We start from the raw sequence: 25,508 nt of genomic DNA, 5'->3' as shown, positions 1-25,508 counted from the left end.
ATTTTTATGACCCCAAAATACAAAATAATATTAGGTATAAAGGTTAAACAGTAAAACGTGAATATCACGTTCTACTGTCTTCAATAAGAAATAGATTAACGCTACAACAAGTTAAAGTATTTATCTGGCTGATACTTAGGGGGAAGTGGTTGAATATCTAACATATCCAATGCATTACCTTCAATACTATTACAAATAGCATTAAGCGGTAAATCATTTGCAGCAATCCCAAAAGGATCTTCGAGTTCTTCTGCTAATGCATCCCACGCTAGGAAGGTATAAGAAATAAAAACAGAAACAAATGGCGTCATAAAATGTAGGTCTACGACTAATGCAAAAGGAAGTAACGAACAAAATAGATAGACTGTTCGCTGTAAAATTAACGTATACGCAAACGGGATCGGCGTATTCGAAATACGTTCACAGCCGCCAAGTACGTCCGATAATGCATTAATATCTTTATTAATGGCTTGAAAGAGTACATCGCTGATGACTTTTTTATCACGTAATTCCCCCACCTTTAGGCCAATCTGCAACAATATTCGGCTAGTGGGAAACGGACTTCGGATAACCTCATCAAAAATATTTCGAGGTAATAACCGGTACAAGTCAATGATTGGACTGGTTTTTCTTAGTTCGTGTTTAAGGCTCCAACCAAAAGCAATCAACAGATTCGCAAACTCCTTTTGGGCTAATTGGTCATTAGGTAATAACCCTTTAATATTCCTTAAAATATTTCTTTGATTAATTAATAACGAAGCCCAAAGCGTTCGCGCCTCAATCAAACGGCTGTAACAGGCATTATTACGAAAACCGAGGAAGATTGCGATGGCAATCCCCAGTAAGCTAAAAGGGGCAATCGTTAAGTGTATACCTAATCGTTCGTACCATTGAAAACTGAGTACTGCTACGATTGATATCATTATATTTAGAGAAAGCCGAAATGTTATTTTTGACAGCACAGAACCATGCCAGTCGAATAACCGAAAAAACCAGTGCTGATGAGGACGAATAACCATAAGAAGACATATTGTATTAAGATAACGACATTAACTTATTATTTCATTAATTAATTCAATGCGCTATAGCCAAACAACAATTAAAGTAAATATCACAATAATGATGACAAGTGGCAATAGCGCTAAATTCATCCAATACGGTTTTCGTTTATAAATAATATTTGATTTTAATATTACTTATTAAGCTAGTTTTTTGCGGCTTTTAAACGCTCAATTTCATCTTGTAACGCTTCTATCTGCTGCTCTAAATGATCCGTTTCAGTAAAACTATATCGGTGATTTAATTTAGTTGGGCCTGTGGCTCCGGAATAATGGTCATAGCAGTTATTTTGTACATTTGAAATAGCACGCTCTAACCCCATGACTCTGTTTTGGTTACCGTGCATTTTGGCATATTTTAGCTGTTTTTCTAATTGATAGATTTTTTTATCACAACCATAATATTTATAACCTGTTTGAGCGGATACTGGAATAATCAGCGTTGATAAAATTATTAACAGTATTTTTTTCATGTCACATTCCTAATTCAAAAAATAATTTACCTGTGGCTACTTCATCATTTTGGCACATTATTAATATAGGTAATCTCCTAATTTAGCTTAGGCTAAACAAATGTAACGAGTAATTAAAATAAACCCACCTAAAATGATAACAATCATTTATTATTAATGATGAGTATTAAGTTAAAATGTTTTTTTTACATGATTTATTACAGACAGACACATTTTTCCCTGATACTTTAATATTAAAGGATTATTCTACAAGGATGTAGCTAGTTTCCGTACCTCAGTAGGTAAGCAATACGTATTATTACCAAATGCTTCATAAAACAACATATCAATTTAATTAATCCATATCTCGTATTTAATCTCTTATCCGCATTAATATTAATTTCTACTATTTTCATCAAAAAAACGCATTTAAATTTTCGAGATTTAATTTTTTCGATGATATCTGATTCAGAATAAGCCTAAACTCCCACCTCCTTTCATATTTGTTTACGACGGTTTACTGAGTAAAGATATACTCTTTGAATATAAAGAAGATAACCTCAAATGAGAATCACATGCATCACACCGAATTCGAACTCAAGTTCGCCAATGCTAACGAACAACAATTTCATACCGCATTAAAACAAGCAAGTCAGGAATATCTGCAAACTAAGCACGATCACGTGTATGCCAGCCTAGCTGACCTTGCTGCAATTGGCGTCTTGTTTATTGTTGCTGTTCTGAGTTATCTTCCAATTCTCATTACAACATCTACCACAGTTTACATATTGTCCTATTTTGTATTTGTCTTACTCATCATGCTATTAAATGTGATTGGCCAACATGACGCCTGCCATAATACCTTATTTAAATCCGGCTGGAAAAATCGGTTATTTGGGCGTTTAGTTACATTACCCTTAGGATTAGAACCGGAATTTTGGCGCACACGCCACGTTCATTATCACCACCATTATGCCAATATCGAACATTATGATTTAGACACTGAAGAAAATGGCATATTCCGCCAAACGCCCTTTCAGCGTTGGCGACCTTTTATGAAATATCAACATATTTATTGGCCTTTCGTCGCATCATTGTCACTCACATGGATAGCTCTGGTGTTTGATTGGTCTGATCGAACGGGGAAAACACGCTTAAAAACACAGAAAGTTTTAGAAGGTAAACTAGGTTGGGGATTATTTTTAGGTAGCAAGATAGGACACTTAATATTGATGCTTGGTATCCCAGTAATAGTGGCTCACCATCATGGGATCAGCTTAACTGCAATATTTATCACGTACTTGTTGAGCCAGATGGTTGCTTCCATTTTTGTAATTTATTTATTATTAGGAACACATTGGGCAGAGACACAGTTTTTTACTGCACCTGAGGATAAACAAATCACGCATGGCTGGTACCACCATAATTTTGTCACGGCTTGTGACTGGCTACCAACCCCCCATTTTTTATGGCGCTTAACTGGGGGATTAAATTACCACCTTACACATCATCTTTTCCCTCATTGGCACCATCGCCATTACCCTGCTCTAGCACACATCTTAGCCAAATTGGCCCAACAGTACGATATGCCATACCGTTGTATTGATTACAAACAACTCGTTGCAGCTCAAATACGATTTTTAAAACAAATGGGACAACCGCCACTGCAATAACAATTTTAGTAATTTAAAAAATAACAACTTTCTAAAATACCATCTCTAAATCCATTTGTTTAGAGGTCATTATCTAAATAAACCCTTAAGGTCTATCTTTCTTGCCTATGTTACACATTAAATAGGCAATACCCTTATTATTAATGACGAATAATTAAAACGATTGATTTAATTATTGATATAAAAGCATACAGATACCCGGCTATTATTAACAAAATGACCTTTATTTATCTTTTGTTTACTATTTATTTATTAAGAAATTATTAAATTGACCGTTACATTTATTGATGTTTTATTTAAGTTATAAAAAATATAATCAAATAAAAATTAGATTTCATTTACACACTACAATTTTAGAATGGTTGGTGCTCGCATGAAAAAAGCAGAGTATTTTATAAAAAAATTACGTACGCTCATTATGAGTGACAAAACATATCTCACTAATAAATTTACTAAAAAACTCAATTACCGCCCTGATTTTAAAGCCCCAAAAAGCTTTAATGAGAAAGTAAATTTTAGAATGTTGCGAGATAAAAATCCATTATATTCACAATTTGCAGATAAACTCGCGGTAAGGGAATATATCTCACGAACAATAGGAAATGAATATTTAGTACCTATCATCGCCACTTATAAAAGTGTCGATGAAATTGATCTAAACAAACTGCCAGAGCGTTTCGTTTTAAAATGCAATCACGACAGTGGTAGTAGCATTATTTGTCGCGATAAAGCACACTTTGACTGGCTAAAAGCTAAAAATAAATTAGATTTTCATTTAACTAAAAACCTTTACTATATTACTCGAGAGCGTCATTATAAAACTATTCCCGCACAAATTATGTGTGAAGAATATATTGATTTATTCGCTAATAAAAACCGGAAGTTAGTACCAGAAACATGCAGGATCCATTGCTTCTCTGGTAAGCCTGCCTATGCAGAGATTGATTACTCAGACGAATTTAGCAATGAATTTATTAATATTTATGATATCAACTGGCAGTTACAACCCGTGACTTTTGGTTATCCGAACATGTTGGAACCCGTATCTGAGCCGCCACTATTCAAAGAAATGTTACGGTTAGCGGAAATACTCGTCACACCTTTTGATTATTGCCGTGCGGATTTTTTGATGTCTGATGAAAATACCTTGTATTTCAGCGAACTTACATTTGCCCCAAATGCAGGTAGAACAGAAATATCACCGCTATCATGGGATTTCAAATTAGGGGAGCTTTGGGAGCAACGCATTGTACGTAATACAAAGCATTCCCCCATTGAAGCACAACTGTCACCTTCAACCGTCAATAAAAAGAAATAATTAGAACGACAAAAAGGCCCTGTAAGTAATTCACAGAGCCTTTTATTTAGCAGTTTTATTTGTCGATAAAATTAATTTGCTAACACACTGGCTTTACGACGTAAGCTCGCAATTAACATATAAATCGCAGTCACTAACAGCACAATAAAGAAGAAATTCACTAAACCATTATGTTGGCCTAAAAACGTCCCTGCTGCGATAGGCCCCATTGCTGAACCTATACTGTAACTAAACAGCATCACTTGTGTTGCTGCGACGATATAGGAGGAATCTAAGTTATCACACGCCAACGTTATCGCCACAGGATATAAGGCAAAAGTTGACATACCGAGTAGCGCTAAAGCGACAATCATAACTAAGTAGTCACTCGAAATATAAATAACACCCATAGCAAAAACACCTAATAATGAAACCATCGCAAGTAATAAGGTTTTACTCATTAAGACAGATAATTTGCTAACAACTGGCTGTATTAACATCCCACCAAGAATAATTGAAGCCATCAACACACCGACTTGGTCGGTGGTGAATTGGTCTTTTTTCAATGATAACGGCATTAACCCATAGATAGTCCCCATGGTAATACCTGAAACCATACAACCGATAATTGCAGGTTTACTTAAACGAGCAATTTTTTTCAATGACAGTTTTTGATGCGAACCACTTTCTGGCTGGCCTTGACGTACTAATAACGGTGGCATTACCGCTAATAATAATAACCCTAATACCACCATAAACGGATAAGCACCATGGGTTCCAATAACACCAATAGCAAGCTGGCCAAGAGTGGTTCCGCCATACAATGACGTCATATAAAAACTTAAACGTTTAGCACGCTCTTTCGGATTATCGCCAATCAATAACCAAGATTCGACAACCACAAAAATCCCAGCCACTGCAACCCCTGCAACTAAGCGGTTTGGCAACCAAGCTTCAATGGTCGGGGTCCACGGCAGTACAATAACTGTCGCGGCAAGCATCAATAAAAAGCCAATAAAGGCAAGACGATGGCCTATTTTGGCAATAATTGGTTCAATTAACATTGAGCCAATTAATAAACCAATATAATACGCACTCGCTAACCAACCCGCATATTGCGTATCAATACCAAAACTTCCCATCGATAATGGGATTAAGCTCATTAAATAACCCGATGCAATAGCAAAAATCGTTAACCCTGCAACAGGAACGAATGCATTGTCGCGTTTGCGCATGATAGTAGTGGACTGATTCACGCCCAACTCTCCAACTAACAAAATAAATAATATGCGCTGCAACTACATCGTTGAATACGACAACATTGTGTTCTCAAGAAAGAACACATTTCGGCGATTAGTGCAGTAGTAAAAAAACAAAGATAGGACTAATTTGAGCGCAATATAGAACGTTCAATCATGAAGTTAAAATGAGAAAATCTAATGGTGACTAGCAAAATAATTTATGTGAGAAAAATCACGTTTTTTACGATGGTGAATTTAGTGAAAGAAGAACAAGAAAAATAAAAATAATACTTAAAAATCAAAATAATAGATAAATATAAACATCACTGTTTTTTGTTACGATTTGATACAACTTAAGTCATATGGAAAAAATCCTAAAAGCACTTAATAACAAAATAATTTATTTGTCACTGAACACGACTGAATGAATTTAATTCAACAAGTAGTATTCAATGATTCCATGAATAAAAACAACCTAATTATCTCCTTTATGGCACTCTCACTAATCCATTACCTTTTAATCAACCCCCCCCCTGAATGAATACAAATTAATTATTATTTAGTATCATGATTTACCTGATTTGCTTTCTCTAATAAAGAAAGACGTCGCCACAGGGTTGTTCTGCTAATACCTAAGTGCTGAGCTACGGCTTTACGATCACCACCAAACCTATTCATCACGTCAGTAAGCGGTTCCTTACTTTTATCGATAACAACCTCATGGCTTGTTGCATCCCATTTGCGCTCAGGAGATAGACTCGCCAACATTTCCTCACTAATGGCCTTTTCGGGGTATGCGCTGCAATAAAGTGCAACTCGCTCCATTAAGTTTCTGAGTTCTCGCACATTACCGGGCCATGAATACTCAACAAAAAAGCATTTACACGCAATTAACTGCTGTACACGAAAAGAAGGCAACGGCAGCATTAAGCCTGCAAAGGCTAACTTAAGTAACCGCTCCGCTAATACAAAAATATCATCGCCACGTTCATTGAGTGCTGGAACTCGCATTCTCAATACCCCGAGCCGATAAAATAGATCGGCACGAAAATGCCCTTCTCTTACCCAACGGTCTAAATCGCAATGAGTCGCACAAATGACTCGTACATTGACTTTTAACGGTTTATACCCCCCAACACGCACGACAGAACGCTCTTCGAGTACTCGTAATAATTTTGTTTGTAATGCAATCGGCATTTCACCAATTTCATCTAAGAACAGTGTTCCCCCATTCGCCAGTTCAAATAGCCCTGCTCGGCCACCCCGGCGAGAGCCAGTAAAGGCTCCTTCTTCATAGCCAAATAATTCGGCTTCTAATAATGTTTCAGGTATTGCTCCGCAGTTTACGGCCACAAAAGGCATTTGTTGTTTACTTCGCTTATGTTGATTAAATAAGGTATATTCGTGATGAATGGCTTGTGCCACCATCTCTTTCCCTGTTCCACTCGCACCTTGAACCAATACTGTTGCATCAGAACGTGCGTACAACATAATAGTTTGCCTAACACGTTCCATCGGTAATGACGAACCAATCAGGTCATTAATGGTATAACGGACTTTTGCGGGATTAGGAGGGAGATATTTGTCTTGCGAATGGTTTTCACGCCTCGACATTCGGCTTAATTCGATAGCGTCTGAGAATGCTTGTCGTATGGTTTGTGTGGAATAGACAAAAACCCCTGTCATCCCCATTTCATCAGCTAAATCCATGATGAGCCCAGCCCCTACAACAACGGAAATTCCCATTGCTTTTAATGCTTTAAGCTGAGATCTTGCATCTTCTGCGGTGACATAACTACGCTGTTCAATTTGCAAACCAAAACGTTGCTGAAATTCATCTAATGAGGAAAGTGTTTTTTTATAATTAATGATCCCGACTTTATCGCTAATCTCTCGGGCTTTGGCCAATGCTTGCATGACATCGAACCCGCTAATTTTCACGATAATAACAGGAACTGAAACATGGCTTTTTAAATAAGCACCATTTGAACCTGCACTAATGATGGCATCACAATGTCCACCCTGTAATCGTTGATGCACGGCCTCTACCGCCTGCTCAAAACCAAGGTTTAGTGGGGTGATTTCCGCTTGTTCACTAAATTCAGGGCTGATATCTCGAAATAGTGTAAATAACCGAGACACTGAAACAGTCCAAATAATCGGTTTTTCCATCATCGCCATACCTTCTTACCATGTTTCATTTATGTTTCAATTGACAATATCTTGTTTCAACGAAACACACCAACCGATTATTTTAAAATTGTTTTTCCCGTCACAAATCAAAAAAAACAATATCAGTTTGATTTTAAACACATTTGCATACCCATGTAATTTAGAGCCAGATTGGCACGTCAATTGCTATATGACTATAGTTATCTCAATTTCATTACAATTAATTAACATCATATGAGGCTATTATGTCGTCATTTAGTGCAGGACAAAAATTTCGTGAGGCTATCAAGCAAGAATCTCCATTGCAGCTCGTTGGAACTATCAATGCCAACCACGCGCTCCTTGCAAAACAAGCTGGCTATAAAGCTATTTACTTATCTGGAGGTGGCGTCGCTGCGGGGTCACTGGGCATGCCGGACTTAGGTATTTCAACGTTAGATGATGTTTTAATTGATATTCGACGCATTACTGATGTATGTGACTTACCACTTATGGTCGATGCCGATATTGGCTTTGGTCCTTCTGCTTTTAATGTCGCCCGCACGGTGAAATCCTTTTGTAAAGCCGGTGCGGCAGGGTTGCATATTGAAGACCAAGTGGGTGCAAAACGTTGTGGCCATCGCCCTAATAAAGAAATTGTTTCGACACAAGAGATGGTCGACCGCATCAAGGCGGCTGTTGATGCACGAACCGATGACAGCTTTGTCATTATGGCTCGAACCGATGCATTAGCGGTCGAAGGCATTGATGCCGCACTGGAACGTGCACAAGTCTACTTAGAAGCCGGTGCGGACATGCTTTTTCCAGAGGCAATTACTGAGCTTTCTATGTATCAACAGTTTACAAGTAATACCTCCGCTCCCGTACTGGCCAATTTAACTGAATTTGGTCAAACCCCTTTATTTACTCTTGATGAACTACGCAGTGTTGACATTGCCATTGCGCTGTATCCACTGTCTGCGTTTCGAGCCATGAATAAAGCCGCTGAACAGGTTTATACAACATTACGCAAAGAGGGCACTCAAAAAAGTGTCATTCCACTTATGCAGACTCGAGAAGAGCTGTATCAAAGTATTCATTATTACGATTATGAACAAAAACTGGATGCGTTATTTTCCAAGAATAAATCCTAATTTTTAAGCACTTATCATTACTAAAAGTTGCATCGCCTCTGTCCCCTACAAGGAATAAATGATGAATGAACAACTTAGTCGTACTGAAACACCTCAATTTAAACCTAAAAAATCCGTTGCACTTTCAGGTATTACTGCCGGAAATACCGCACTTTGTACCGTTGGGCGTAATGGTAATGATCTGCATTATCGCGGGTTTGACATTCACGACTTAGCCACACAATGTGAATTTGAAGAAATCGCGCATTTGCTCATCCATGAAAGGCTGCCGACAGCAACCGAACTCGTTGCATATAAAGAAAAGCTGCAATCTCTTCGGGGGTTACCGGCAAGTGTTAAACAAACGTTAGAATCCATACCCGCGAACGCGCACCCAATGGACGTCATGCGCACAGGCGTATCAATGATGGGCTGCGTGTTACCCGAAAAAGAATCTCACCCTTTTTCCGGTGCTAGGGATATTGCTGATCGCTTATTAGCGTCACTGGGTTCGATGTTGTTGTATTGGTATCACTTTAGCCACCATGGAAGACGTATTGAAACCCAAACTGATGATGATTCAATTGGCGCGCATTTCTTGCATCTATTGCACGGTAAAAAGCCCCCTGCTCAATGGGAAAAATTTATGCATATTGCGGCAATTTTATACGCAGAACATGAATTTAACGCATCGACATTCGCAGCAAGGGTTATTGCGGGAACAGGCACGGATTTTTACTCTGCGATGACAGGTGCAATTGCCGCTTTGCGTGGCCCAAAACACGGGGGGGCAAATGAAGTTTCATTAGAAATTCAGCAACGTTATGCCTCAATGGAGGAAGCAGAACAAGATATTACAGCGCGCGTTAAAAATAGTGAGGTTATCATTGGGTTTGGCCACCCCGTTTATACCCTCGCAGACCCCCGCCACCCTATTATCAAGTCTGTCGCTTTACAGTTATCAGAACAGAACCTAAATCGACATCTTTATACCGTTGCGGATCGAATTGAATCCGTAATGAAACGTGAAAAAAACATGTTTCCAAATTTAGATTGGTTTTCTGCTGTGGCCTATCACCTTATGGGCATTCCCACCGCCATGTTTACCCCATTATTTGTTATGGCACGTACCGCTGGCTGGTCAGCACATATTATTGAGCAACGACAAGATAATAAAATTATTCGTCCTTCAGCCAACTATATTGGTCCTGAAAATCAATTATTTACTCCTATAGAACAGCGTTAAAAGGTAACCTAATGACAACACAAACCGTGCGTTCGCAACAAATTGAATTTGATAAAGTGATCAGCGATATTGTTGATTATGTAATGGATTACCCAATTATTTCTGACCTCGCCTATGATACGGCTTATCATTGCCTGCTCGATACCCTTGGTTGCGGTATGGAATCCCTTGAATACCCTGCATGTAAAAAATTATTAGGGCCAATCATTCCAGGTACGATTGTGCCAAATGGCACAAAAATCCCAGGCACCCAATTTCAATTAGACCCAGTGCAAGGCGCATTTAATCTTGGCACAATGTGCCGTTGGCTCGACTTTAATGACACTTGGCTGGCTGCCGAATGGGGCCACCCGTCGGATAACCTTGGTGGTATTTTAGCCACTGCAGATTGGCTTTCTCGTGAAAATATTGCGAAAGGCAAGCCCCCGCTAGTTATTAAAGATGTTTTGACTGCATTAATTAAAGCGCATGAAATTCAAGGCTGCATCGCACTAGAAAATGCCTTTAACCAAGTCGGGCTCGACCATGTTATTTTAGTCAAAGTGGCATCAACTGCGGTTGTTTCTCATCTATTGGGGCTGGAAAGAGAACAAATTCTCAATGCTGTTTCCCAAGCGTGGATTGATGGCCACAGCTTACGTACCTACCGCCATAGCCCCAATACAGGGTCTCGCAAGTCATGGGCGGCAGGTGACGCCACCTCCCGTGCTGTACGGCTGGCTTTAATGGCTCAAAAAGGGGAAATGGGCTATCCAACGGCGCTAACGGCTAAAACCTGGGGCTTCTACGATGTTTTATTTAATGGACAACCCCTGCGTTTTCAACGCCCTTATGGCTCCTATGTTATGGAAAATGTGTTGTTTAAGATTTCTTTCCCTGCTGAGTTTCATTCCCAAACAGCAGTAGAGGCAGCGTTACAACTCCACCAAACCCTCGAAAAATCAGGAAAAACGGCTCAAGATATTGAGTCTATTGCCATACGCACTCATGAAGCTTGTATTCGTATCATTGATAAAAAAGGCCCATTACATAACCCAGCAGATCGTGACCATTGCATTCAATATATGGTCGCTATCCCATTAATTTTTGGTCGTTTAACGGCTGCTGATTATGAAGATAATATTGCCAAAGATGAGCGTATTGATGCATTACGTGCAAAAATGCATTGCACTGAAGATGCACAGTTTACCCGAGACTATCATGACCCTGAAAAACGTTCGATTAGCAATGGGTTAACCATTACATTGAAGGATGGACAAGTGCTTGATGAAGTTGTTATCGAATATCCTGTTGGCCATAAACGCCGCCGTAAAGAAGGGATGCCATTGTTATTAAATAAATTTAAAATTAATCTAGCAAGGCAATTCCCAGAGGCTCAACAAATTCGAATTCTAAAAGCCTCTCTCGATAAACCAATGCTAGAAAAAATGCCCGTCAATGAATATATGGATCTATTCGTTATTTAAGACTAAGGAAATTATTAACTGGCGAGCATTAACTGGCGAGTAATTCAGCGCCTTAATATAGAGGCGCTGAATATTCACTATTGTATTAGAAAACAAATTGGTAATGCGTTTGGTTTTGGTACATTTGTTGAGGAAATGCAATCGAACTGTATTGTTCTCCCCACTCAGGGTGATTGATTGCATCTGCTGGAAACTGAGTTGCTATCACTACCCCTGAATAAGGGACATACGTTCGTGTTTTCCCCGACGTTGCAAGCAGGTTATTTCCACTGTACACATGTAATGCAGACTGCGTGGTTGCGATATTTAGCCGCACATCACCACTTGGTGCCCCGAGGGTTGCCACCGTCTGCAGACCATCGGTTAATGTATTGTTTAATATAAACGTATGGTCATACCCCCCAACTCGACGTTGGTCATCATCTTGTAAGAAATCTCGGCCAATCCGTTTACTTTGGCGAAAATCAAAATTTGTATCTGCAACGTTATACCACTCTCCCGTTGGGATACCGTCCATATCTGTCGGTAAATATTGGTCTGCATCAATATATAAATCATGTTCCAAAGCCGTTCTGACCGAGTCCTCCCCCGCTAAGTTAAAGTAGATGTGATTCGCAAGATTAACAGGGCAAGCTTCTGTCGATTGATAAGTATGGTGAATAACGACTTGATTATCTTCTGTGAGTTCATAGCTCACTTCAACGTCTAACTGCCCCGGAAAGCCTTGATCACCAACAGGCGACGTCAAAGAAAAAACAGCTTTTTGAGGTGTTGGTTGAAAAATACCCCATATGCGATGGCTAAAACTATGTTTTCCACCATTCAAGCAATGTACACCTTGGTTATTCGAAAGTTGATAATGCTGTTCATTTAGCGTGAATTGTGAATTGTTTATGCGGTTAGCAACTCGCCCAACGATTGAACCAAGGTATACCCCCTGTTCCATCTGTTTAGCCATATTGGGTGAACCTAAAACAACATCTCGTTTTCCTGTTACTAGCGGAAGTATACAGCTAACCCAACTAGCTCCTAGGCTACTGAGAATAACCTTCATACCATTTTGATTAGTAAGGGCAATAACCTTTGGGGCGCGAAATGTCTGACATTGTTCTTGAGTTAACCGCATTTTTTCCTCAATCATTCAATAATCACTATAGAGAGCATTTTTTGGGGTTTGCTACATTTGCCCTATATTTTGAAACAAATACCTTATTGTGCCATCTTGAAACTGCTTATTAATTTTCGCCTTGTTATCAATCAGGTGCAATAATTAATGTGTTGATTTTACATAATAGCTTGCAATAAAAAACCGAGCCACTTTAAAGCTCGGTTTTTATCGAAAAATAAAATAAATGTATGATTAATGCTTAGCGTCTTTGTCATACGGGTCAAGGTGGGTCATAACATCCAAAATTAATGGGTTTTCCATCAATTTTTTACGCACATTTACCGCAATTTCATGGCCAACAGTAATACTCATATTTCCATCAAGCTCTAAATGCACATCCACCAATAAAAAGTCACCCGATTTACGTGTTTTTAAATCATGGTATCCCGATAACTCACTAATATTATCCAAAACAGAACGGATTTCCTGCAAAGTTTCTTCGTCTGCGCCTTTATCCATTAAATCTTGCATGGATTGATTGGTGAATTTAAACCCCATCCGAAAAACAAATGTCCCTACAATCAACGCGGCCAGTGGGTCAAAAATTTTAAACCCACACAGGCTACCAACAATACCAATGGCCACCACTAGGGAGGAAGCAGCATCGGAACGAGCATGCCATGCATTCGCCACTAACATACTGGAGTTTACTTTTTTCGCGACATGCAACATATAGCGAAACAGCCCCTCTTTTGCGACTAAAGCAATCAGTGCAACAATCAATGCAATTGAGTGAACTTCAGGAATTAACTCAGGTTTCAGTAATTTTTCAATCGCTGACCAAACCATTCCCACGCCCACAATTAATAAAATAATACCTAATATTAATGAAGCGCCATTTTCATAACGAAAATGACCATATGGATGGTCTTCATCTGGCTTCTTGTGGCTTTTCTTATTGGCTATCAACACCACAAAATCAGCGACCAAATCCGATAATGTATGAATACCGTCAGCGACTAACCCGGAAGAATGAGAAAAAATACCAACAATTATCTGCCAAATCGATAAGAAAATATTTACGACAACACTGACTAAGGTACTTTTTTTTGCGGCTTTAAATTTTATTTGTTGGATTTCAAAATCACTTTTTTTCTGTGTTGAAGCATTATTCATAGTCATAAAATAGGTTCTTTAATGAAAAACAAAACAATTATCATTCAAATAACACATTTAAATCAATTAGTTAAGCAAATTACCGCGATCTTCGCATATATTTTGTTAAAAGTCTCTGTGTGATTTGTAAATAACACTGAGAGTTGATAATAATTATTCTTTCTTTTCAAAGAAGAAGCTATGTCATTTTTAGATTATCGCTATAAATGCGCACGTTATAGCATTTATTACTTTTCATTTAACTTATAGTATATTGTAGATAACCTTTTGTAATTAATTTTAAATAATACGAAAATGAGGTAGCTATGTATAAAAAAATCCTAGTCCCTATTGATTTGTTAGAAGATGAATTAAACCAAGAGATCATCAAACACGTTGAGGCACTAGCGCAACTAAGCTCAGCTGAAATTCATTTTCTATCCGTTATTCCGAGCCTTGAGTTATTTTTTGGTATTGAAATTGCCGCATTACCAGAAAGCAACAAAGATTCTGCGGAACGCTCAATCCTTGCAATGCGTGCGTTAGAAGAAGTCATTAAAGATATCAAAGTTGCTGATGAACGGATTAACTGCAAAATTGGTATTGGTTCAGCTAAAGATGAAATCTTAGATTATGCGCAAGAAATTAGCGCAGATCTCATTGTTGTAGGCTCCCATCACCCAAGCACTTCAACCTATTTATTAGGTTCAACAGCCTCTGCAATCGTGCGCCATGCGAAAACATCTGTCTTCGTTATTCGCTAAATTGGTTTCTATAAAAAATGCCGCTAAATGCGGCATTTGAGGTTGTTGACAAAGCGGGATAAAAGCGTGGTTTTTCCCGCTTTGTGTTATCAGCCGAAAATCAATAAATTGATTTTCCTGATTTATTTTCAAAACCTATTAGACTTGTCGCCAAACATAATATGTTTGTCAGCAGTCTGAATGCCGCTAAATGCGGCATTTTCTTTAATATTTATTTTGTAACTGAATCAATTAATTTATCGTCTGTAGACCAGATACGATATTTTACTTGCATATCTTTCGGAGCATAAACCACAATCGGTAATTTGCTGTTATAACGCACAAATGCATCATCGCCTAATTGAGTCGTCACAAAACGGTCTTTTGCAGGCTCAGAGCATCCCATCATAGTGGATGCCGGGCCTTTTACTTCGTCGAGTTTATAATAATCATAGCCCCAGCCTTCCAACGTCTTTCTGTCTAGGTCACCCATAAACCATTGGCGGTTACAATCTGCTTTGATCGTTTTTCCAATAACTAACTCAACCATAAAGTCATTTTCATTTTGTTGCTTGGTTAATTCAATCACATGACGAGTCATACCCGATTCTGCTTTTGGGTATGGCGCGATCTTTTCCAAATCTTCCGTTGCTACTGCACAAGATGAAATTAGTGCCGCCGCCATTACAGATAAAATCGCTTTTTTCATTATTTATTCCTATTTAAGAACACAAAACTAATTTTTAAAACCAGTCTTTTATCCATGTTAAGTCATTTACACCGTAATTATCACTATAGATGATTCTTAATTACAAAAATATAGATAACTCAGGTAAAAGCCATGTAATACTACTTAATTCTAGTAGAAGGATCATAAAACTAATAAAAATTATGTAAATTACAAGCTATTTGGATGTACAAAATGCATGCACTGTTTATACTGAAACTGAGGCTTAATATATTCTGAGGAGGTAGTATGTTATCAGCAGATCAAGATTTAGTTTCAAAATTAATCTCTACACATCCCCGTTTTCAAACTCTTTATGAAAAACATCATCAACTCGACAAAGAAATCAGCAAATTAGAAGGGCCTTCTGGTGCTGGTTACAATGAGCATGTCGCTAAGCTAAAAAAAGAAAAATTACATCTTAAAGATGAAATGCAAAAAATAATGCTCTCGAGTCAATAGGTTATCACGATAATAGTATTAGTTGTTTTTCTCACATAATGAAATTCAAAAACTGGGCTAACATCCTAAAAGATAATGATATTCTATCGATCATTTAACGTTAGCTAGTGTTGTTTCACACTAATATAAGAGGGTGTTTTTTTATTACCCTCTTTTTATTACGCCGAATAACTCACCATTTTATTGAGTCCCATCAATAAAAATACAAAAAAATTATCATAAACCAACTATAAATTGTATATTAAATATATGTTTTGTTTTTATAGAGAATTTTCTATGGTTGGCAAACGCATACACCGTGAAATTAAAACGATTGAAAAAATGATAAAAATCTATGAGAAAGCCTATCCAGCACCAGCAGAATCACCTGATTTTTATCAAAAACTATTTTCCTATGCCGTTAATAGATTAGAAAAATGCCGATATGGAGAAGAAAAACCAGCATGTAAACAATGTCCAATCCATTGTTACCAACCCAAAATGAGAGAGCAGATGAAGCTAGTTATGCGCTGGGCTGGCCCGAAGATGTTAATCCATCACCCAATTCTCGCTATACGTCATTTACTTGATGATCGTAAACCAGTCCCTGATTTACCAGCTAAAGTAAACAAGCGAGCAACTCAGAAACAAGAGCCATAATTAGTGAGCCTATAGCTCAAGCTTAACCCTCTATTTAAAGCAAAGTACAACATGAGGAGAAATAATAAAGCACAAAGATGTTGAAAAATGGCGAGCAATAAGTAGTAACGCTAAAGAACTATTTATAAAAATATATATTTAAAATACCTATTAAAGCAATCATAGAAACCTATCAATTAAAAAACGAGACTCAAGTCACAAATAAATAGCAATCCCCCCACATCTTAATAAATTAAATCAATCATATCGATTTAAAAAATAAATAAATTAGATTAATAACCATTAATTACATTAGCAAAATTAATAAATGATAGTTTTGCCGAAATCTATAATCATCATTAGCATAGCTAAAATTTATATTACTATGCTAAAAATGATAAGTAAGAAGAAAGTAGAAAAAAAACACGGTTTAGGTGTAAAAAACGATAACATATTAACATACGACTAATTTTACCAATTCAGATTAAAAATCCAAACTAATTAAAATTATAAGTATAATAATTAAATTACCCCACTAATTACACGAAAAATACCGATTAATTCGCACCAATAGCTCGGAAAAAGTATATTTAGAAACATTTATTTATATTTAGAATTATAATGTGACACAAAATTAATCGATTTATATAATTTCAATCATACTAATAACATCCATGCTTTATATCACCAGATAGGAATAGTTGAATATTTTATTTTGAATTTATATTTAAATACGATTAAAAAGGTATAGTCATGCAAGCAATAAACTCACCAAATCGACACTTCATTAAACAGATAAACATTGATAGTAACGCGGCCCATAACATTATTGACCTAGAAACTAAAGGGCTTTTAATTATAGAACAAGGCTCTGTGTTACTAGAAACCCCAGCTAACTCACAATCTTTAAATGAAGGCGATATCTTATATCACAAACAGGGAGCTTACTCACTACAGCTCACTGAAACAACAAGTTGCAAATTACTTTGGATATCCTTGGATGATAACTTTTTGCGTAGTTTCATCGCCAATCATGGCACTGAGTTAAGCGAAATAGACCGCAATGAAGGTTTACCCTGTGATATCATTAAATTTAATTCATCCCCTCTCATTGAAGAAATCAAATCAAGCTTAAATACATTTGTTAATAACGAATACCCTGACGTCATTTTCTCACTCCGAGTTAGTGAATTACTGTTATTACTAAGCTACAGTGAACAAGGTGCTTTATTGCTATCTAATTTTAGACAGCTAAGTAGTCGCCAAATAGAACGTCTACAAATGTTTATGGAAAATAATTATCTTAAAGAGTGGAAATTAAGTGAGTTCGCACGTACTTTTGGTATGGGATTAACAACATTTAAAGAACTGTTCAATAGCGTTTATGCAACGTCACCACGCGCATGGATAAGTGAAAAACGTATTATGTATGCACACCAGTTATTAATTAATACTACAATGAGTATTGTAGAGGTTTCTATGGAAGCAGGCTTTTCAAGTCAATCTTACTTCACCCAAACTTATCGAAAACGGTTTGGCTACACACCGAGTCGGTCAAGAATAGCAGCTTAACCGCTCAGTAAGACTCTAACTCATGCCCTGTCAGTTATAGAAGTTTAATCTTCACTATAATCTGGCAGAAAGGCAAACATCAAATCCTTCCTTTAAATATTCACATTCACTTCTTATACTTCTTATACTTCTTATACTCCTTATACTTCTTATACTTCTTATACTTCTTTCAGATTGATACATCACAAAAAAAGGTAATTTGCCTTTCAGTGACAAATTACCTTTAAGATAACCTTAAATAAAAGCTATGCTATTTCGCTTTGATTATTTTTAAATCAATAATTGACATGGAGTTTGGTGGTACCTCACCTGGTATGCCTTCAACGCCATACCCACCTTCAGGTTTAATATAGACTTTAACCATTCCCCCTTCCCCTGCTCGTTCGACAAAGGAGTTTAATGGTGCAGGTAACTGATTATAAGGTAATGTGACAGGGTTTTGATCGGTATACAACACCGTAACCTTACCGTCAGTTAATTGCTCTCTCATAATAAAAGTCACGTCTTTATTTTTCACGTCTTTTATCGGTGAGCCAACTTGAATGATTTTATAGTAAGTATTGCTATCGAGCTTACTGTATTTTTGAGCGGTAATTTGCTCAATAATTTTTTGGTTTTTCTTCGCATTTTCTGCAGCAATCACTTTTGCATCTTTGCTAGGAGGAATTCGCCCAGCCAGACCAGTACTCGATTTCGAACCACCTCTTGCTTTTAATGCATCATTTTCATTTTGTAATTGAGTTATCTGTCGATTTAACGCCATAATTTGTGATTTTAAAGCTTCATCACTCGAAATGGATTTACTTGAATCCAATTCCGTTTGTAGTTTTTTCAATTTCTCTTGTGCTAATGCCAACTCTTTTTGAGAGTTCGCTTTTAAATCACCAAGAAGTTTATTCGTGTCTGTCAGTTTTTGCTCAATTTCAGACTGTTTCTTTGTTTTAGCCGCAATATCACTTTCAAGTTTGCTGATTTTGTCTTCTTGAGCCTTAGTCTGCTTAGTAAATTGCTGGTTTTGCTGGTCAAGTTTTTTCTTCTCACTTTCTTGGGCAGCAAGAGCGTCACTAATTGATTTTTTCTCAGATTCTAACTTGGCAATAGCGCTTTCTTTTTCTTTCAATAATGTAACTTGTTTATTTAAGTCCGCAGTTAACGCTTTAACTTGCTTGTCACTTGCTTGACCTACTAGCGCTGTTTGTTTTTCAACATCTTTTTGTAATTTCAGCAGTTCTGCATTAGCCTGTTCCAATTGTTTTTGAGCATTAACAAAATTTTGTTCATTTTGTTTTAAGTTTTCTTGCAATTGTTGCTGTTGCTTTTGGCTCTCAACATATTGTTTTGATAAAACATTCTGTGCTGCTTGCTGCTCAGCCAACTGTTTTTTTGCTGTTGCTAATTCAGACTCTAACGTAATTTTTTGTGCTAATTTGGCAGTTTGCTCTGCTAAAGATGCTTGGATCTTATCTGCTTGCTGCGCTTTCTGTTTCAGTTGCGTAACAAGCTGCTGGTTTTTCTCCGCTAACGCTTTTGCATCTGCTTGCTGTTTGGCGAGCGCCTCACGAGTTACTTTACTTTCCGTTTCAGCTTTCTTCAACCCGTCTTCTTTTTGCTTCAGCAAAGCGAGTTGTTTGTTTAAATCTGCCGTCAGCGCTTTAACCTGTTGGTCGCTGGCTTGATTCATTAAAGCTGTTTTTGTTTCAACTTCATTCTTCAGCTTCTGCAAATCCGTGTTCGCTTGTTTCAGTTGCGCCTGTGCCGTAACGTAATCGTGCTCTTGCTGGTTGAGTTTCGCCTGCAACTCAGCTTGCTGTTTTTCACTTTGAGCTAACTGTTTTTCTAACGTATTTTGCGTACTTTGATATGAATTCAGCTGTTCCTGGGCAACTTTTAAGGCATTTTCTAATACAACTTTTTGCTCAGCTTGTTCAGTTTTTTCCGCCAAAGAAGCTTGAATGCTTTTCGCTAATTGTTCTTTTTCGACTAACTGGGCTTGTAGTTGCTGGTTTTGTGACTCTAATGATTTACTTTTCTCTTGCTGAGCGACCAAAGAAGATTGGACATCATCTTTTTCACTTTTAGCCGTAGCTAATTCATTTTCTTTCTGTTTTAACAACTCTTTTTGCTGTAAAAGTTCAGCTGTCACTGACTTCATTTGTTCATCAGTATTACCAACAAGTTGCAGTTGATTTTTAGCCTCTGACTCCAATTTTGCAATATCAGCGGTTAATTGCTCAATTTTCAAATTTGCGGTAGCAAATTGTTGTTCTTTCTCTGCTAATTGCTGTTTAAGTTGGGCTTGTTCGACAACACTTTCATTTAATTGTTTCTCAAGCTGGGCAATCGTTTCTTGGGTTTGCTGATTTTCTTGACTTAATTGTTCAAGACTATTTTGCTTTTGCTCAATTGTTTTTTGGGCATCCGCCAATTTAGCCTTTAACGTGTCAATTAAAGACTGATCATCTGATGAATTTACAACCGCCTGTAGCTGGGCTATATGCTCTTTACTCTTCAGAACTTCGTCGTTTAGTTTATCAATCTCAAATTGTTTTTCGGTAATTGTCTGCGTTAATTGCGCGATACTCTTATTATGATTAATAAGTTCAGAAACGAGTTGATCATCATTGAGTAAATGATTATAGGCAATAAGCTGGCCTACTCCTTGAGCAATACCAAACTTATATAGATGTGTTAATTGCTGGCGTTCAATTAATTGCGCTAACTGCTCAAGATAAGCAGAGGTATTAATACCTGTAGGCTTAGCAAATTTAGATGAATATAAGCCGAGTGGGTCAAGAACCAATTGATACTTTGCAAAATCTTTTGCTAGATAAGCAGGATCCCATTGGTTGCTTTGAAAAAAATAAGGGTAAGACGACAATAAAATAGGCGCTACGCCATTTTCTGTCGCCACCGCACACACTTCAGGAAAAGTCGTTTTTTCTGGCTCTACAGGGTCTGCTTTCGCTACATCTGCTTTCTTCGTTGATGTAGCAGCAGATTTACTTTTCCCTGTAGTTTTGCCTTTAGTTCCTTTATTCGCTGCCGCAGATTTTTGCTTCTCTTTCGGCGCAGGAACAGTAGATAGCGAAGAAAAGATATCATAACCTTGGTTTTGTGTATTAACTGGCAATTGTTGTTTTTGCTCTTGTACTTTGCCTTCTTTTTCCATTTGAAGGTAGGTATCAAAATCATCAATTACATTGTTAAAGCGCTCTGCTTTTGGAGCATGACTAAAAAAAGTCGTAACAAGTGCCAGTGACACACAAAGCCTAAGGTTTATTCTCATAATCCACTAATTTTCTTCAATGTTGATTCGGTAGACAATACTGAGTTATAACGAACTTTTGCGCACAACACTTTAGTTTTAGATTCTATCGCCATTTGTAATAATTCAATTGTGTCTGGGCTAGCAGTACTTTCAACTTGTCGATATAGACGGTTGATTTCGCTAACTTCTTTAAATGAACCTACTAAGCGATTGTAATCTTTAGGTGAGAGTGTTTTGAGCGCGTTTAATTCTTTAACACACGTATTTAAATGGGCAAATGATTGCTGATCAGCACCATTTTCACCATAGCTTGTTGATGCTATTGGTGTACGACTAATGGCACTATTTAAAACTTTTTGAGATTCAGGGTATGTGTTATCGGTCTGACCTGAATTAGTATCCGCCGTTGGTTGTGTTACCGGCTGAGCGGGACTTGTATTGACTGTCTGTTTACTTGGGGTATTCGGTGTTGCTGTATTGTATGTGTCTGAGCCAAATGTACAACCTGAAAGAAGAGCTGTACCTGCTATAAGCAAAGATGCAACATGAAATTTATTTTTTAAAAACATATGGTTACCTTACCAGCACTTTTCTTCGCTATTATAATGATGTCCAAAAAACCTAGTGTAAGCTAAAAACTAGCTATTTTCTATAAGTCCGAATGTAGAAATAGAGTCATCTCATAAATTTAGATTAACTTAACTTTAGTTTTAAAATTATTTTATTGCTACATTTTCATTAATTTTATGAGCTAATTCTCACTAGTCGTCCTATAAAGGGATAAATTAACACCTTTGCCGAAATTTTTTATTATTTTATGTCAGATAACGATCAGGTTACTTGGTAAACCTTACTAGCAATTCAATACCTTTCAAGTAAACTCTTATTTTAGTTCTGTCACCTGTAACAATTGTTAACAAATAAAATGTTCTCTAACGAAAAAATCCTATTTCATTTATCAAGTTGCTGACACATTTAAGCCGATGACATGGCAATTTTCGCCATCACACCAAATATGAGTAACTTGCTTAATTCAATTCTACAGGCTAACAGTAATTAAAAATTATAAATAGAATCAAATTTTTATCAAAAAACGTATTTATAGACAGTCAACTACGTAATAAAGCATAGCAGTTATCTGTCAGAATTACTTATATTAAATTGATACGATTCGTAACTCAAATTTATTTTTAATTAAAACATAGTGATTACATAGTCATAATCACTAAAAAAATACTTTTTAGTGATTTTATTTTGCGTTACTCATTTAACGTCTAGTAAATGGTGTTTTATCTTTAAACTAAAATGAACGACTTGAATAAAACATGTGAAGAGTAATATTGATAGCTTATAAATGTAAATATATGCCCGGAATTAACCGGGCATAATGGCATTTAAGCTTTGCTAGGACGTAAAGCAGGGAATAAAATAACATCACGAATGGTATGGCTATTCGTGAATAACATCACCATACGGTCAATACCAATACCTAAACCGGCCGTTGGCGGTAAACCATGTTCTAATGCAGTAACATAGTCTTCATCATAGAACATTGCTTCGTCATCACCTTCATCTTTTTGACGAACTTGCTCAGCAAAGCGTTCAGCTTGGTCTTCTGCGTCATTTAATTCCGAGAAACCGTTACCGATTTCACGACCACCAATGAAGAATTCAAAACGGTCGGTAATAAATGGGTTGTCATCATTACGACGCGCTAACGGCGAAACTTCAGCTGGATACTCAGTAATAAATGTTGGCTGAATCAAGTGGCTTTCTGCAACTTCTTCGAAGATTTCACACTGTACGCGCCCTAAGCCCCAGCTCTTTTCAATCTTAATACCGATAGACTGAGCAATTGCCACCGCTTTATCCATATCATCCAAATCAGCAACATTCGTTTCTGGACGATATTTGCAAATAGCTTCTTTCATCGTCATTTTAGTAAATGGCTTACCAAAATCGAACTCTTGTTCACCATACTGAACAACAGTATTACCTAACACTTTTTGTGTCAGTGTACGGAACAAATCTTCTGTCAATGCGATTAGATCACGGTAATCAGCATAAGCCATATAGAGTTCCATCATTGTGAACTCTGGGTTATGACGTGGGGATAACCCCTCATTACGGAAATTACGGTTGATTTCAAATACACGTTCAAAACCACCCACAACTAAGCGCTTGAGGTACAATTCAGGCGCAATACGTAAATACATATCAATATCTAATGCATTATGGTGAGTCACAAATGGACGTGCAGAAGCACCACCTGGAATGACTTGCATCATCGGTGTTTCCACTTCCATAAAGCCGTAGCTAACCATAAAGTTACGTACTTCAGCGAGGATCTTCGAACGAACAATAAAAGTATGACGAGATTCATCATTAGCGATTAGATCAAGGTAACGCTGACGGTAACGTGTTTCTTGGTCTGATAGACCGTGGAATTTGTCAGGTAATGGACGCAACGCTTTGGTTAATAAACGAACTTCATGACAATGAACAGTTAACTCGCCGGTTTTGGTTTTAAATAAACGGCCTTTAGCACCTAAGATATCGCCTAAGTCCCATTTTTTAAACTGTTCGTTATAAATGCCTTCTGCTAAGTCATCACGCGATACATAAATTTGAATGCGTCCGCCAACGTCCTGTAACGTGGCAAATGACGCTTTACCCATGATACGGCGCGTCATCATACGACCAGCAATCGACACTTCAATATTTAAGTCTTCAAGCTCTTCGGATGTTTTATCATCATATTGCGCATGAATTTTGTCGGAAATATCTTCACGACGAAAATCATTTGGAAATGGAATACCCTTTTCACGCAGTGCCGCTAATTTTTCTTTACGGGCTTTAAGTTCGTTATTCAAATCAGGTGCTTGTTCAACACCTTGTTGTTCCTGAGACATTTTTTCCTCACAGGCCAGCTTTTAAACTAGCTTCAATGAATTTATCCAAATCACCATCCAGTACGGCTTGCGTGTTACGCGTTTCCACACCAGTACGTAAATCTTTAATTCTTGCATCATCAAGGACATAAGAACGAATCTGGCTTCCCCAGCCAATATCAGACTTGTTCTCTTCCATCGCTTGCTTATCTGCATTTTTCTTTTGCATTTCCAGTTCGTATAGCTTCGCTTTTAACTGGCGCATAGCTTGGTCTTTATTTTTATGCTGCGAACGGTCATTCTGGCATTGCGTCACAATATTGGTTGGAATATGTGTGATACGTACCGCTGATTCCGTTTTGTTTACGTGCTGACCACCCGCACCAGATGCACGGTATACATCAATACGCAAATCCGCTGGATTGATTTCGATATCAATATCATCATCAACTTCAGGATAAATAAACGCAGAACTAAAAGAAGTATGGCGACGCCCTCCTGAGTCAAACGGACTCTTACGAACCAAACGGTGAACACCAGTTTCCGTTCTTAACCACCCGTAGGCATAGTCACCAATAATTTTGACTGTTGCCGATTTTAGCCCAGCAACATCACCATCAGACTCTTCGATAATCTCGGTTTTAAAGCCCTTTGACTCGGCCCAACGCAAGTACATACGCAATAACATACTTGCCCAATCTTGCGCTTCAGTACCGCCAGAACCCGCTTGTAAATCAATGTAGCAATCTGCACTATCGTATTCGCCAGAGAACATACGACGAAATTCAAGTTGCTCTAATTTGCCTTCTAATTGCTCTAGTTCAGCTTCAGCTTCATTGAATGTGTCTTCGTCATCAGCTTCAACCGCAAGCTCTAATAAACCTTCAACATCTTCAAGGCCTTGCGTCATCTGGTCAATCGTTTCAACAATTGCTTCAAGAGATGAGCGTTCTTTACCAAGGGCTTGCGCTCTTTCGGGTTCATTCCACACATCAGGCTGTTCAAGCTCAGCATTGACTTCTTCTAAGCGTTCTTTCTTGGCATCATAGTCAAAGATACCCCCTCAGAACCACTGTCCGTTCAGACAGGTCCTGAATCTTATTTTTTACTGGGTTTATTTCAAACGTCATTTTTCAATATCTTATGGTTAGTCAAAAATAATTTTTTATTCACAAACCGCTTAGTATAGCGGAATTTATCTCATGTTTATAGCGCCATCAAACGCTATTTGCTGGTTATTCCGCCGT

At 37.6% G+C, this 25,508-nt stretch carries 20 protein-coding genes; 9 read left to right on the top strand and 11 right to left on the bottom strand.

The features are described 5' to 3' along the window. Positions 1 to 101 precede the first annotated feature (101 nt). Both M1F26_RS06405 and M1F26_RS06400 read right to left on the bottom strand, forming a co-directional pair. Positions 102 to 1,019: a bestrophin family protein gene (locus tag M1F26_RS06405; RefSeq protein WP_140170961.1), complete on the bottom strand. Its 918-nt coding sequence runs from the start codon at positions 1,017 to 1,019 to the stop codon at positions 102 to 104. Between the two features lie 185 nt (positions 1,020 to 1,204). Then, positions 1,205 to 1,531 (bottom strand): DUF1090 family protein, encoded by a 327-nt coding sequence (locus tag M1F26_RS06400; RefSeq protein ID WP_140170963.1) that lies wholly within the window; start codon positions 1,529 to 1,531, stop codon positions 1,205 to 1,207. A gap of 554 nt (positions 1,532 to 2,085) precedes the next feature. On the opposite strand from M1F26_RS06400, the gene M1F26_RS06395 reads away from it, so the two are divergent. Both M1F26_RS06395 and M1F26_RS06390 read left to right on the top strand, forming a co-directional pair. Further along, positions 2,086 to 3,183, top strand: coding sequence for a fatty acid desaturase family protein (locus tag M1F26_RS06395; RefSeq protein ID WP_004912978.1), 1,098 nt, complete (start codon positions 2,086 to 2,088; stop codon positions 3,181 to 3,183). A gap of 373 nt (positions 3,184 to 3,556) precedes the next feature. Further along, complete coding sequence (locus M1F26_RS06390) at positions 3,557 to 4,501, top strand: ATP-grasp fold amidoligase family protein (RefSeq protein ID WP_140170965.1); 945 nt, start codon at positions 3,557 to 3,559, stop codon at positions 4,499 to 4,501. A gap of 71 nt (positions 4,502 to 4,572) precedes the next feature. Here the strand turns inward: M1F26_RS06390 and M1F26_RS06385 are convergent, their stop codons facing one another. Continuing rightward, positions 4,573 to 5,715, bottom strand: coding sequence for an MFS transporter (locus M1F26_RS06385; RefSeq protein ID WP_004261743.1), 1,143 nt, complete (start codon positions 5,713 to 5,715; stop codon positions 4,573 to 4,575). A 561-nt stretch (positions 5,716 to 6,276) separates the two neighbouring features. Then, the gene (gene prpR, locus M1F26_RS06380) at positions 6,277 to 7,893 is read right to left on the bottom strand and encodes a propionate catabolism operon regulatory protein PrpR (RefSeq protein WP_140171346.1); all 1,617 of its coding nucleotides are present in this window, start codon (positions 7,891 to 7,893) and stop codon (positions 6,277 to 6,279) included. Between the two features lie 245 nt (positions 7,894 to 8,138). On the opposite strand from prpR, the gene prpB reads away from it, so the two are divergent. The 3 genes from prpB to M1F26_RS06365 all read left to right on the top strand — a co-directional run bounded on the left by prpB (position 8,139) and on the right by M1F26_RS06365 (position 11,717). Continuing rightward, the gene (prpB, locus tag M1F26_RS06375) at positions 8,139 to 9,026 is read left to right on the top strand and encodes a methylisocitrate lyase (RefSeq protein WP_140170967.1); all 888 of its coding nucleotides are present in this window, start codon (positions 8,139 to 8,141) and stop codon (positions 9,024 to 9,026) included. Between the two features lie 61 nt (positions 9,027 to 9,087). Then, a complete protein-coding gene (gene prpC, locus M1F26_RS06370) occupies positions 9,088 to 10,251 on the top strand; it encodes a 2-methylcitrate synthase (RefSeq protein ID WP_140170968.1) in 1,164 nt (387 codons plus the stop codon). A gap of 11 nt (positions 10,252 to 10,262) precedes the next feature. Continuing rightward, positions 10,263 to 11,717: a bifunctional 2-methylcitrate dehydratase/aconitate hydratase gene (locus M1F26_RS06365; RefSeq protein ID WP_140170970.1), complete on the top strand. Its 1,455-nt coding sequence runs from the start codon at positions 10,263 to 10,265 to the stop codon at positions 11,715 to 11,717. An 85-nt stretch (positions 11,718 to 11,802) separates the two neighbouring features. On the opposite strand, the gene M1F26_RS06360 is transcribed toward M1F26_RS06365, so the two are convergent. Continuing rightward, complete coding sequence (locus M1F26_RS06360; protein ID WP_140170972.1) at positions 11,803 to 12,843, bottom strand: galactose-1-epimerase; 1,041 nt, start codon at positions 12,841 to 12,843, stop codon at positions 11,803 to 11,805. Between the two features lie 234 nt (positions 12,844 to 13,077). Continuing rightward, entirely contained in the window at positions 13,078 to 14,007 is a 930-nt protein-coding gene (locus tag M1F26_RS06355) for a cation diffusion facilitator family transporter (RefSeq protein WP_004261765.1), read from the bottom strand. Between the two features lie 299 nt (positions 14,008 to 14,306). Here M1F26_RS06355 and M1F26_RS06350 point away from each other — a divergent pair, with 299 nt between their 5' ends. Then, positions 14,307 to 14,744, top strand: a complete 438-nt coding sequence (locus M1F26_RS06350) for a universal stress protein (protein WP_004261767.1) — start codon at positions 14,307 to 14,309, stop codon at positions 14,742 to 14,744. A gap of 211 nt (positions 14,745 to 14,955) precedes the next feature. Here the strand turns inward: M1F26_RS06350 and eco are convergent, their stop codons facing one another. Further along, on the bottom strand, positions 14,956 to 15,432 hold the full coding sequence (gene eco / locus M1F26_RS06345; RefSeq protein ID WP_094962081.1) for a serine protease inhibitor ecotin: 477 nt from the start codon (positions 15,430 to 15,432) through the stop codon (positions 14,956 to 14,958). A gap of 267 nt (positions 15,433 to 15,699) precedes the next feature. Here eco and M1F26_RS06340 point away from each other — a divergent pair, with 267 nt between their 5' ends. The 3 genes from M1F26_RS06340 to M1F26_RS06330 all read left to right on the top strand — a co-directional run bounded on the left by M1F26_RS06340 (position 15,700) and on the right by M1F26_RS06330 (position 18,102). Continuing rightward, positions 15,700 to 15,912 carry a DUF465 domain-containing protein gene (locus M1F26_RS06340; RefSeq protein ID WP_004261774.1) on the top strand — a complete coding sequence of 71 codons (213 nt, stop codon included), beginning with the start codon at positions 15,700 to 15,702 and terminating at the stop codon, positions 15,910 to 15,912. Between the two features lie 276 nt (positions 15,913 to 16,188). After that, positions 16,189 to 16,551 (top strand): nitrous oxide-stimulated promoter family protein, encoded by a 363-nt coding sequence (locus tag M1F26_RS06335; RefSeq protein ID WP_096863321.1) that lies wholly within the window; start codon positions 16,189 to 16,191, stop codon positions 16,549 to 16,551. 732 nt (positions 16,552 to 17,283) lie between these two features. Beyond that, the gene (locus M1F26_RS06330; RefSeq protein WP_140170973.1) at positions 17,284 to 18,102 is read left to right on the top strand and encodes a helix-turn-helix transcriptional regulator; all 819 of its coding nucleotides are present in this window, start codon (positions 17,284 to 17,286) and stop codon (positions 18,100 to 18,102) included. 250 nt (positions 18,103 to 18,352) lie between these two features. Here the strand turns inward: M1F26_RS06330 and M1F26_RS06325 are convergent, their stop codons facing one another. The 4 genes from M1F26_RS06325 to prfB all read right to left on the bottom strand — a co-directional run bounded on the left by M1F26_RS06325 (position 18,353) and on the right by prfB (position 25,391). Beyond that, complete coding sequence (locus M1F26_RS06325) at positions 18,353 to 21,364, bottom strand: hypothetical protein (protein WP_318837660.1); 3,012 nt, start codon at positions 21,362 to 21,364, stop codon at positions 18,353 to 18,355. A 20-nt stretch (positions 21,365 to 21,384) separates the two neighbouring features. Beyond that, positions 21,385 to 21,939, bottom strand: coding sequence for a hypothetical protein (locus M1F26_RS06320; protein WP_140170975.1), 555 nt, complete (start codon positions 21,937 to 21,939; stop codon positions 21,385 to 21,387). Between the two features lie 825 nt (positions 21,940 to 22,764). Beyond that, positions 22,765 to 24,282 (bottom strand): lysine--tRNA ligase, encoded by a 1,518-nt coding sequence (lysS, locus tag M1F26_RS06315; protein WP_004261800.1) that lies wholly within the window; start codon positions 24,280 to 24,282, stop codon positions 22,765 to 22,767. A gap of 7 nt (positions 24,283 to 24,289) precedes the next feature. Then, positions 24,290 to 25,391, bottom strand: a protein-coding gene (prfB, locus tag M1F26_RS06310) for a peptide chain release factor 2 (RefSeq protein WP_096863166.1) whose coding sequence is annotated in 2 segments (ribosomal slippage) — positions 24,290 to 25,312 and positions 25,314 to 25,391 — 1,101 coding nt in all. Because the reading frame shifts where the segments join, the coding sequence is not laid out codon by codon here. Positions 25,392 to 25,508 lie beyond the last annotated feature (117 nt).

Origin of the sequence: Providencia sp. PROV048 (genome assembly GCF_033688165.1) — a bacterium.
GTDB lineage: Bacteria > Pseudomonadota > Gammaproteobacteria > Enterobacterales > Enterobacteriaceae > Providencia > Providencia hangzhouensis.
Note: the sequence above shows the minus strand (reverse complement) of the source record. Positions and strands in the feature narration are given on the sequence as shown.